Here is a 10,837-nt window from a genome sequence, read left to right on the forward strand (position 1 = left end):
GATGGGATCGCCAGCGTAGGCATCGACGTGTTCGAACATGGAAAGTGCTCCTGCGAGGGGGTCTGCGATTATCCGCCGAGGCCCGACCCCGGAAAGCCGGGGGGCGATCAGGAAAAATCGCCACCGCACGCCGTGCATTCCACCTCGAAGGGTGGTCGGTACCACATCGTATTGAGGGGGATGGCTGCCTTGACGCTACCGGGCGCGTCTCGAAGAATCAGACCGTTCCCAACCAGACAGACCGGAGTTCCCCATGCGTGCGGTTGCCCAGCGAATTGCCATCGTCGGCTTCAGTGCGTTCGAGCGCCAGACACTGGAGAGCTACTTCCGCCTGGTGGACGCCGTGCCGGTCTACACGGTGGGCGAGTCGGTCACGGACTGCGACTGGCTGGTGGCCGATGCGGACCAGCCGGACGCGGTCCTGGCGGTCGGGCGGGCAGGTCGGGTGCGCGACACGGTGTTCATCGGTGGCTCGAAGACACCCCCGACCGCAGGTGCCCACCTGAGCCGACCGATCGACGCGCTGCAGCTGCGCCGTGCGCTCGATGACCTCAAGAGCCGCCGCGCCGCCCGCGCGCTGCGCGAGTCCGGGCTGGCCCCGCGGCTGCGGCTGGCCGCCACCGGCCCGAGCGGGCTGACTCGGCAACAGGCGCTCAATGACCACGACGTGCAGGACTTCCGCGCCAGTGCCGGCTACAGCAATTCCGTGCTGGCCGAAGGCGACCAGCGGCTCGACCAAGTGCTGGTGGTGAGCAACAGCCCGGCCGAATGCCGGCTGCTGCGCGAGCGGCTGATGGCTTTCGGCTACCGGGTGCTGCTGACACGTACCAGCGACGAGGCCGTGGCGCTGACCAGCCGGCTGGTGTTCGGCTTCGTGTTCCTCGGCGTGGGCCAGGGGGGCTCGGCCGGCTTCCAGACCTGCCGCCGCATCCGCCGCCATCCGACCCTGGCTGGCATGGCGCCGGTGGTGGTGGCGCTGACCCAGCGGCTGGCGCCGATCGAGCGCATCCGCGCCACCTTCGCTGATTGCGATGCCTGCCTGACCACGCCGCTGGACGACCACGCACTGGAGCAACTGCTGGCGCGCCACGACCGGACGTTCGACCGGGTGTTCCAGCCAACGGCGCCGATGGCGCTCTGAATCCGGCGTCGAAGCGGGCTCAGTGCCCGCCGTCGCTGCGGGCGATGGCCATCAGGCGATCGACCTCGTCGCGGTACACGACCGTGTTGCGACGGTACCAGCGGCGGATCAGCTCCATGGTGCCGGCCACCAGCAGACCGAAGATCGTGATCGCACCGAAGGCCGACAGTCCACCGCGGGTCATGCCGGTGTAGAACGCCCCCAGCGCCAGGATGCAGGCCTGCTCGTTGAAGTTCTGCACGGCGATCGAGCGGCCGGCGCCCATCAGGTTGTGGCCGCGGTGCTGCAGCAGGGCATTCATCGGCACCACCAGGAAGCCACCCAGCCCGCCCAGCACGATCAGGAACGGCGCTGCCAGCCAGACGTTGTCGATGAAGTTCATCAACACCACCAGCAGGCCCATCGCCACACCCAGCGGCATGACGCGCGTGGCGTGCTCCAGCCGCATCAGCATCGAAGCGGCCACGGCGCCCACCGCCGTGCCGACCGCCACGACGCCGACCAGCGACGAGGCCTGCGTCGTGCCATAGCCGAGTGCAGCGGCCGCCCAGGCCAGCACGATGTAGCGCAGGTTGCCGGAGACGCCCCAGAACAGCGTGGTCGTGGCCAGCGAGATCTGGCCGAGCCGGTCGTTCCACAGGCGCGAATTGCACTCGGAGAAGTCGCGGATCAGCGCCATCGGGTCGCTGGAGAGCGGCTGCAGCGGTGCATCGGTGCGCGGGATGTAGAGGTTGAACACCGCCGCAATGATGTAGAGAAACACCAGCGCCGAAATGGCGGCCTCGGGCGGCGTATCGACGCCCAGATCCACCAGCGGAAAGTCGAAGGCGAGCAGGTGCGGCGCGATGTGCGGCCCCACCAGTTGCCCGCCCAGCAGCACGCCCAGGATGATCGAGGAGATCGTCAGCCCCTCGATCCAGCCATTGGCCTTGACCAGCTGGGAGGGCGGCAGGAGTTCGGTCAGGATGCCGTACTTGGCCGGCGAGTAGGCTGCGGCCCCCAGGCCGACGATGGCGTAGGCCGCCAGCGGGTGTGTGCCGAACAGCATCATCAGGCAGCCGATGACCTTGATGGTGTTCGAGAAGAACATCACCCGGCCCTTGGGCACCGCATCGGCGAACGCCCCCACGAACGGCGCCAGGATCACATAGAACAGCGCGAACATCGGCACCAGCGCGGCACGCTGCCATTCGGGCGAGCCGGAGGTCCGGAGCAGTTCGACCGCGGCGACGAACAAGGCGTTGTCTGCCAGCGAGCTGCAAAACTGCGCCGACATGATGGTGTGAAAGCCTTTTTTCATCCGGCTGAGACGGCTCTGTTGGAAGTGGGAATGGGAACGGAAAACAGGGACAGACCGGCCGGCGACGGGCGCCGATGCGGTGCGGCGCGGTTATAGCATGCGCTTCTGCGGGCACCGCTGGTGAAATCCTCAGGTCGCGGGGGGCTGGCACAATCTTTCGCCATGCCACGCCCGATCGAAGCCCTCCTCCATCCCGATGCCCTGGCCAGCAATCTGCTCGTCGCCCGCCGCCACGCCGGTGATGCGCGCCTGTGGGCCGTGGTCAAGGCCAATGCCTATGGCCACGGCATCGAACGGGTCTGGCCCGGCCTGCTTGGTGCGGATGGTCTGGCGATGCTGGACCTGGACGAGGCCCAGCGTGTGCGCAACCTGGGCTGGCGCGGGCCGGTGCTCCTGCTGGAGGGCTGTTTCGAGCCCCGCGATCTGGAGTTGTGCTCGCGGCTGAACCTGTGGCATGTCGTCCACCACGAAACCCAGATCGACTGGCTCGCCGCGCACAAGACCCACCAGCCGCACCGTGTCTTCCTCAAGATGAACAGCGGCATGAACCGCCTGGGCTTCACCGGCGCACACCTGCGCAGCGCATGGACCCGGCTGAACGCGCTGCCGCAGGTCGACGAGATCTCGCTGGTCACCCATTTCTCTGATGCCGACGGCCCGCGCGGCATCGCGCACCAAGTCGTCGCCTTCCATGCCGCGACGCACGACCTGCCCGGCGAGCGCAGCCTGAGCAACAGCGCGGCCATCCTGCGGCATGCCGGCGACGCCGAAGTGCGCGCCGACTGGGTGCGCAGCGGCATCCTGAGCTACGGCAGCGCGCCCGACTTCCCGGAGCACGACATCACCCACTGGGGCCTGACGCCCACGATGACACTGCGCTCGCGGCTCATTTCCACGCAGACGCTGCAGCCCGGCGACAGTGTCGGCTACGGCAGCCGCTTCCGTGCCGAGCAGCCGATGCGCATCGGTGTCGTCGCCTGCGGCTATGCCGACGGCTACCCGCGCCATGCCGGCACTGGCACGCCGGTGCTGGTCGATGGCGTGCGCACCACGACGGTCGGCCGGGTCTCCATGGACATGCTGGCCGTGGACCTGGCACCCGTGCCACAGGCGGAAGTCGGCAGCGAAGTCACGCTCTGGGGCCATGGTCCGCAAGGCAGCGTGCTGCCGATCGACGAAGTCGCGCACGCGGCCGGCACCATCGGCTACGAGCTGATGTGTGCGCTGGCGCCGCGGGTTCCGGTGCGGGTCGTGCCCGCGCAGGGCGATCCGGCCCATTCCTGACCCACCCGAGCCCCACACCACACCGCCACACATGGACCTCCCCTCCCACCAACTCTCGATGACGGTGCTCATGACGCCGGACATGGCCAACTTCTCCGGCAATGTCCACGGCGGCACCATCCTCAAGCTGCTCGACCAGGCCGCCTATGCCTGCGCCAGCCGCTATGCCGGCCGCTACTGCGTCACGCTCAGCGTCGACCAGGTGATGTTCCGCCAGCCGATCCACGTCGGCGAACTCGTCAGCCTGCTGGCCAGCGTCAACTACACCGGCACCTCGTCGATGGAGATCGGCATCAAGGTCATCGCCGAAAACATCCGCACCCAGGTCGTGCGCCACGCCAACTCCTGCTTCTTCACGATGGTCGCCGTCGATGACGACGGCAAGCCGGCCAAGGTGCCGACACTGCGGCCGTTCTCGGCCGACGAGAAGCGGCGCTGGGAGAACGCCCAGGCCCGCCGGCAACTCCGCACCGAGATGGAGCAGCGGCTCAAGGCCGTGCGCCACCCCGCGCCGCCACTGCCATGAAACCGCCGAGGATCGATCCACGCGAGGTCGATTTCACGGCCATCCGCGCCCAGGGCGCGGGCGGGCAGAACGTCAACAAGGTGTCGAGCGCAGCGCACCTGCGCTTCGACATCCACGCCTCGTCGCTGCCCGACGCCCTCAAGGAGCGCCTGCTCGCGCTGCCCGACAGCCGCATCGGCAGTGACGGCGCGGTCGTCATCAAGGCCCAGGACCACCGCAGCCTGCCGCGCAACCAGGCGGACGCCATGGCCCGTCTCCAGGACATGGTGGACCGCGCAGCCCATGTGCCCAAGGCCCGCCGCGCGACCAAGCCGACCCACGGCTCGACCATGCGCCGGCTGGAATCCAAGACCAGGCACAGCGCGATCAAGGCGAAGCGCGGCCGCGGCATCCTCTCATCTGATTAGGACCGAGGGCACCGGCGTCGAAATCGATACCACAAAGGATCACACTCATGGCGGCCGCTGCCACCACCAGTGGCCGGGACCGCCGCCCCTCTCGGCGGACAGGAGTGTCCAGATGATCACGTTCCTTCGCACGGCATCCATCGCTTCGGGCAAGGTCGGCAGCGCGCTCGGCTTCGCCCACGAGATCTCCGGCTACATCAAGAGCCACTTCGGCGTGGAGGTGACCGTCCACATGCCGATCGGCGGCAATCCGAACCGCGTGGCGTGGAGCGCCAGCTACGGCAGCCTGGCAGCCTTCGAAGCCATGCAGGTCCGCATGATGTCCGACAAGGACTACATGGGCATGGTGGCCAAGGGCAGCGAGAACTTCATCGCCGGCTCCGTGCAGGACACGCTATGGCGCACGGTGTGAGCGGACGGCCTCAGGCACGCCGGAACATCCCCAGCACGGCACCCGCCACGACGAACAGGCTGCCGAAGGTCCGGTTCATCCAGCGGAGCTGCCGCGGCTCGCGCAGCATTCCCAGCACGCGCGACGCCAGCGCCACGTAGCCGCTCATCACCAGGCACTCGACCACGCCGAAGGTCGCGCCGATCGCCAGGTACTGCGCCAGCAGCGGCCGTGCGGCGTCGATGAACTGCGGCAGCACGGCGAGGAGGAACACCGTGCCTTTCGGATTGAGCGCGTTGACCATCCAGCCGCGCAGGAACAGCGTGCGCGCCAGATGGGTGTCCGGCACGGCCTCGCCCTCGGGCGCCACCAGCGGCCGGATCGGCGCACGCCACTGCTGGATGCCCAGCCAGACGAGGTAAGCCGCCCCGACCCACTGGACGACCGAGAAGGCCGCCTCGGACGTCGACAGCAGCATGCCCAAGCCGAAGCCCACCACCAGCGTCTGTGTCCACACGCCCATCAGCAGCCCGAAGGCGATGACCTGGCCGCGGCGAAACCCGTGGTTCAGGCCGACGCCCATCGCGGCGATCGCACCCGGTCCGGGTGACAGGCTGATCGCCACGGCAGCGGCCAGAAAAGTGAGCCAAGTGTTGAATTCCATGGGCACATCCTGCCACACGGCGGGCAGGTGACAATCCGCCGCATGGCACGCGACAAGACGATCTACACCTGCCGCGACTGCGGCGGCACCAACCCCAAGTGGCTCGGCAAGTGCCCGCACTGCGGGGCCTGGAACACGCTCGACGAAACCATCGCCGAGTCCGCGTCCAGCGCTGGCGGCAGCAAGAACAACCGCTTCCAGGCACTCGCCAAGAGCCAGCCGGTGGCCACGCTGGCGGACATCGAGGCGGCAGACGTCGCCCGTACGCCGACCGGGCTGGAGGAACTCGACCGCGTGCTCGGTGGCGGTATCGTCGAAGGCGGTGTGGTGCTGATCGGCGGCGACCCCGGCATCGGCAAGAGCACGCTGCTGCTGCAGGCGGCCGAGGCGCTGTCGCACCAGATGAAGGTGCTCTACGTGACCGGCGAGGAGTCCGGCGCGCAGGTCGCGCTGCGGGCGCACCGGCTCGGACTGGGCGGGCAGAACCTGCGCGTGCTGGCCGAGATCGGGCTGGAGCGCATCCAGGCCACACTCGCCCTCGAAGCACCGGCCTTCTGCGTCATCGACTCGATCCAGACCCTCTACTCCGACCAGCTCACCTCCGCGCCTGGCTCGGTGGCCCAGGTTCGAGAGTGCGCAGCACAACTCACCCGCACGGCCAAGTCCACGGGCTGCACCATCGTCCTCGTCGGCCATGTCACCAAGGAAGGTGCGCTGGCCGGCCCCCGCGTGCTGGAGCACATCGTCGACACCGTGCTGTATTTCGAGGGCGACACCCATTCGAGCTTCCGTCTGGTGCGCGCCATCAAGAACCGCTTCGGCGCGGTCAACGAGATCGGCGTGTTCGCGATGACGGAGAAAGGACTCAAGGGCGTGGCCAATCCGAGCGCCATCTTCCTGTCGAGCCACAGCGAACCCGTGCCGGGGGCCTGCGTGCTGGTGACCCTGGAAGGAACACGTCCGCTGCTGGTCGAGATCCAGGCGCTGGTCGATGCCGGCGGCCCGAGTCCGCGCCGACTCAGCGTCGGCCTGGACCGGGACCGGCTGGCGATGCTGCTGGCAGTGCTGCACCGGCATGCGGGCGTCTCCTGCGCAGACCAGGACGTGTTCGTCAATGCGGTCGGTGGCGTGCGCATCAGCGAACCGGCGGCGGACCTGGCCGTGCTGCTGGCGATCCAGAGTTCACTGCGCGGACGGCCGCTGCCAAAAGGCTTCATCGCATTCGGCGAGGTGGGCCTGGCAGGCGAGGTCCGCCCCGCGCCGCGCGGCCAGGAACGGCTCAAGGAGGCGGCCAAGCTGGGCTTCACGGTGGCGCTGGTGCCCAAGGCCAACGCACCCAGAAAACCGATCGAAGGCCTGACCGTGCATCCCATCGAACGCATCGAAGAGGCGATCGATGCCATCCGCCAGCTCTCCTGAACGTGGGACCCCTGCGACACCCCACCCCTATCAGAATGACCCCACCACGCAAACCCTCCATCAGCGGGGCCACGTATTGGCAACCAGTGTTCAACCTCTATCCGTGATCAAACCCATTTGATGTCGGATAACCAGTTGATATCAAATGAACAGCGCTTCAGCATGTTGGAGCAATTCGGAAAAATCAATCGACAACAGCCGCTTCATATTTATCGTTTCAGGCGATATTTCTCTGCACTTGCCGTGCCGGCAACGTCTGCACCACACCCCCTCATGCGCGGGGTTAATACCTTTCGTTACGTGGCGGTGGTGAATGTTCCCCCCTCCTCCAGCGATAAGATCAGGTACATGAAAGTTCCATTTCAACGCACCATCAATGCTGTCCTGGCGGCATCCGCACTACTTGCTGGCTGGTGGGCCTTTCGCTGGGCCGGTCTGGTTCTGGCGATCACCCTCATGGCCTTCTGGTCGATCCTGCAATTCAACCGCGCGTCGCGCCAGTTGCGCAATGTGGCGGACCGGCCCAAGGGCATGGTCGACAGCGTCGTGACGCTGCAGTCGAAACTGGCCCACGGCATGCTCATGGCCGACGTGCTCGCCATTTCCAACAGCCTGGGTCAGCGTGTGAACGAGCGTGGCAACGACTGGCTCTGGCGCGACAGCTACGGCAACCAGATCGTCGTGACCTTCCGCCGCGGCAGCGTCGAGCGCTGGAGCGCCACGCGCACCGATGGCCAGAACGCAGCCCAGATCGTCACCCGCCCCGCGGTGATGCAGGACACGGTGCGCAGCACCAACCACGCGTCGGTTGCCGCTGCCTGATTCTGACGAACGACCGGAAGGGGCGTTCAGGAGTTCAGCCAGCCCAGTCTGGTGGCCATCTCGCGGGCAGCGTTGAGCTGCTCGCGCAACCGCTGTGCCATCTGCTGCGCAGACGCTTCGGTCAGTGACGCAGCATCCGCTTCCAGCACCTTGGCCGTCTCGGCCAGTTCTCGCAGTCCCAGGCTGGCCGCCGCACCCTTGAGCCGGTGCGCGGCTTTCGACCGATCGTCCGCATCGCTGCCCTGCTCGAGCAGGGCCAGCAGGTCGGACAGCGACGCGCTCTCATCCGACATGAACCCGGCCAGCAGCGTGCGGTAGGCACCGGCAGACAGGGCCGCACAGGTATCGGCGATGTGCGCCAGGTCCAGCACCCGGGCCGGCTCGCCGGGCTTGACGCGCACACGGCGGGGCGCCGGCTGCTTGTCCGGTGCACTGGAAACAGACACCTGGGGCAGATCGAGAGCCCGCGTCGCCGCAGCGGTCGGCGCGGACGATGCACTCAACCCCATGCGGCCGACCGCACGTGCACCGAAGTGCTTGCGCAGCATTTCCTCGACGTCGTGCAACTGCACCGGCTTGGCCAGGAAGTCGTCCATGCCCGACTGCCGCACCCGCTCGCGGGACTCGGCAAAGGCATCGGCGGTCAGCGCCACGATCAGCACCCTGGAGTGGGGCAGCGGCAGACTCCGGATCGCCCGAGCTGCCGCGAGGCCATCCATGACCGGCATGTGCACATCCATCAGCACAAGATCGCAAGGCTGCCCGCGCACGATCGCCACAGCCTCTTCTCCGTTGGTCGCCAGCAACACCTGGTGTCCCAGTCGCTCCAGCAGTACCTGCATGAACTTGCGGTTGACCGGATGGTCGTCCGTGACCAGCACCTGCAAGCTGCCTGCGGATGGCATTCCCGGCACGACCCGGTCGGACAGCAGCAAGGCCGGCGAGTCCGCTGACACGACCCGCACCGGCACGTCGCCGACACTGGCGGCGACCAGTGCGCCCGGATCCAGCGCAGCCAGCGGCAACACCACGGTGAATTCACTGCCCATCCCGGCCTGGCTGGTGACGGAGATCTCGCCGTCCATCAGTTCTGCCAGCGTGCGGGAGATCTCCAGGCCGAGACCCGTGCCACCGAACCGCCGGCTGATGCTGTTGTCGCCCTGGCTGAAGCGCTGGAACAGGCGCGCGCGGGTGTCCTCGCCCATGCCGATGCCGGTGTCCGTGATGCGGAACCGGATGCCTGGCCGGCCAGTGGACGTGTAGCCCCGGTCCACCTTCAGACCCACCCGGCCGGCATCGGTGAACTTGATCGCATTGCCGAGCAGGTTGAACAGGATCTGCTTGACCCGCTTGGCGTCGGCCTGCACGGCCTCCGGCAGGTCGGCACCGATGTCCACCGCCAGCGTCAGTGCCTTGTCGCGGGCCTGTGGTGCCATCAGCGCCTGCACATCGCTCACGGTCTGGCGCAAGTCCGTCGGCCGGGCCACCAGCTCCAGCCGGCCAGACTCCATCTTCGAGACGTCGAGCACATCGTTGAGGATGGTCAGCAGGTGCTCGCCCGACTGGCGCGCGATGCCAAGGTGCTCGCGCTGCTGCGCGGTCAGCGACGAGCGGTCCAGCAGCGACATCATCCCCAGCAAGCCGTTGAACGGCGTGCGCAGTTCGTGGCTCATGTTGGCCAGGAAGGCACTCTTGGTGCGGCTGGCCTGCTCGGCCTCGGCCCGCGCGTCCTGCAGGCTGTGGGCCAGCGTCTCCAGCTCGCTGCGGCGCTGCTCCAGGGCCCGGACCTGCCGGACCACCACGGACGCAAACGCGCCGATCATCAGAAACTGGAAGACCGTGAGCCCGATCCCGATGCGGCTCTGGTCACGCACGGCCTCGTTGCGCCGGGTGATGGTCTCCGCCACGGCCTGGTTGGCCAGCAGTGACAGGTCACGGACGTTTTTTTCCTGGTCATCAAAGTCAGGCAGGAATTCCCGGATCCGGGCTGGATCGATGTGCGCCGGAGCGTCCGGGCCGATCAGCGGATCCATGCGTGCGACCAGCGCCCGGAGCTGGGCCAGCACCTGGCGCTGCACCGCCAGTTCAGGCATCACCTCACGCGTGCGCTGAGGCTCGACCAGACTGATGCGGCTGACGAAGATCTCGTAGCGGTCACGCAGCGCATCGAACGGACCTGGTCGGGTCTCCTTGGCGGCGTCGTGCAGCAATTGCCCCAGACGCAGGGACTCCGTCTCGAGCTGGTAGAAGCTCCAGACAATGTTGTCGCCCTGGTAGACGACATTGGCATTGAGCAACGCCAGCGACTGGGTCTGCAGCCAGCCGATCCCGCCGAAGACAGCGGACAGCAGCACCACCATGAGCACCATCAGTCGCCCGACACGGGAGGTCGGTGCCTTGGCAGCGACCGGCTCAGCCGCAGCGCCGACCTCGGTCATTCAAGCACGTCGATGGTCTTGACCTGCCAGGCGGAGCGGCTGTAGTAGCGTTCTGCCCGCAGCGCCTCGTCCGAATCGAACGGGTAGATGATGAACAGCGGCCCTTTCTCGCGCACGGGCATCGGCTTGTCGTCCATCAGGCGGGCAAGCACCAGATTGAACTTCAGCGCATCGCCGATCGGCAGATCGACCTTGTAGTCGTTGAGCGCGATGGCCCGCAGATTCTTGCCCTGGGCATCGACGGCGGCCAGCACGTCACGCAGCAGCGGACCGGTGAACTTGCGCGCCTCCGGATACCACGGAGTCTTGGTGGAAAATGAGTGCTGCGGCAGCGCCGCCAGCATGTCCATGTCGAACTCGGCGACCGTGCCGGCATTGCGCATGCCGATCTTGCCGCCGATGGTGAGCACCACCTTGCCTTTGGGGCGGTCCAGCGCGAAGGCGG

The 10,837-nt window shown here is 67.3% G+C and carries 11 protein-coding genes; 7 read left to right on the forward strand and 4 right to left on the reverse strand.

The window, feature by feature from the left end; genetic code table 11:
• The first annotated feature begins 253 nt into the window (after positions 1-253).
• A complete protein-coding gene (locus tag AB3X43_RS05875; RefSeq protein ID WP_369428934.1) occupies positions 254-1,141 on the forward strand; it encodes a response regulator in 888 nt (295 codons plus the stop codon).
• Between the two features lie 19 nt (positions 1,142-1,160).
• On the opposite strand, the gene lplT is transcribed toward AB3X43_RS05875, so the two are convergent.
• A complete protein-coding gene (gene lplT, locus AB3X43_RS05880) occupies positions 1,161-2,441 on the reverse strand; it encodes a lysophospholipid transporter LplT (protein WP_369428935.1) in 1,281 nt (426 codons plus the stop codon).
• A 162-nt stretch (positions 2,442-2,603) separates the two neighbouring features.
• Here lplT and alr point away from each other — a divergent pair, with 162 nt between their 5' ends.
• The 4 genes from alr (at position 2,604) to AB3X43_RS05900 (ending at position 5,070) form a co-directional block, all read left to right on the forward strand.
• Positions 2,604-3,725, forward strand: coding sequence for an alanine racemase (gene alr / locus AB3X43_RS05885; protein WP_369428936.1), 1,122 nt, complete (start codon positions 2,604-2,606; stop codon positions 3,723-3,725).
• Between the two features lie 31 nt (positions 3,726-3,756).
• Complete coding sequence (locus tag AB3X43_RS05890; protein ID WP_369428937.1) at positions 3,757-4,251, forward strand: acyl-CoA thioesterase; 495 nt, start codon at positions 3,757-3,759, stop codon at positions 4,249-4,251.
• Positions 4,248-4,658: an alternative ribosome rescue aminoacyl-tRNA hydrolase ArfB gene (gene arfB, locus AB3X43_RS05895; protein ID WP_369428938.1), complete on the forward strand. Its 411-nt coding sequence runs from the start codon at positions 4,248-4,250 to the stop codon at positions 4,656-4,658. Before AB3X43_RS05890 ends, arfB begins: the two co-directional genes overlap by 4 nt.
• 112 nt (positions 4,659-4,770) lie before the next feature.
• Entirely contained in the window at positions 4,771-5,070 is a 300-nt protein-coding gene (locus AB3X43_RS05900; protein WP_369428939.1) for a hypothetical protein, read from the forward strand.
• A gap of 10 nt (positions 5,071-5,080) precedes the next feature.
• Here AB3X43_RS05900 and AB3X43_RS05905 read toward each other — a convergent pair whose 3' ends face one another.
• Positions 5,081-5,713: a LysE family transporter gene (locus AB3X43_RS05905; RefSeq protein WP_369428940.1), complete on the reverse strand. Its 633-nt coding sequence runs from the start codon at positions 5,711-5,713 to the stop codon at positions 5,081-5,083.
• A 42-nt stretch (positions 5,714-5,755) separates the two neighbouring features.
• Here AB3X43_RS05905 and radA point away from each other — a divergent pair, with 42 nt between their 5' ends.
• Both radA and AB3X43_RS05915 read left to right on the forward strand, forming a co-directional pair.
• Complete coding sequence (gene radA, locus AB3X43_RS05910) at positions 5,756-7,132, forward strand: DNA repair protein RadA (RefSeq protein ID WP_369428941.1); 1,377 nt, start codon at positions 5,756-5,758, stop codon at positions 7,130-7,132.
• A gap of 348 nt (positions 7,133-7,480) precedes the next feature.
• Entirely contained in the window at positions 7,481-7,954 is a 474-nt protein-coding gene (locus tag AB3X43_RS05915) for a hypothetical protein (RefSeq protein ID WP_369428942.1), read from the forward strand.
• Positions 7,955-7,980: 26 nt separating this feature from the next.
• On the opposite strand, the gene AB3X43_RS05920 is transcribed toward AB3X43_RS05915, so the two are convergent.
• Together AB3X43_RS05920 and AB3X43_RS05925 are read right to left on the reverse strand one after the other, a co-directional pair.
• A complete protein-coding gene (locus AB3X43_RS05920; RefSeq protein WP_369428943.1) occupies positions 7,981-10,392 on the reverse strand; it encodes an ATP-binding protein in 2,412 nt (803 codons plus the stop codon).
• The coding region (locus AB3X43_RS05925; RefSeq protein WP_369428944.1) for a putative pterin-binding protein at positions 10,389-10,837 on the reverse strand (449 nt) is incomplete at its 5' end. The genes AB3X43_RS05925 and AB3X43_RS05920, both read right to left, overlap by 4 nt.

Origin of the sequence: Sphaerotilus sp., assembly GCF_041083715.1 — a bacterium.
In the GTDB taxonomy this organism is placed as follows: Bacteria; Pseudomonadota; Gammaproteobacteria; order Burkholderiales; family Burkholderiaceae_C; genus Sphaerotilus.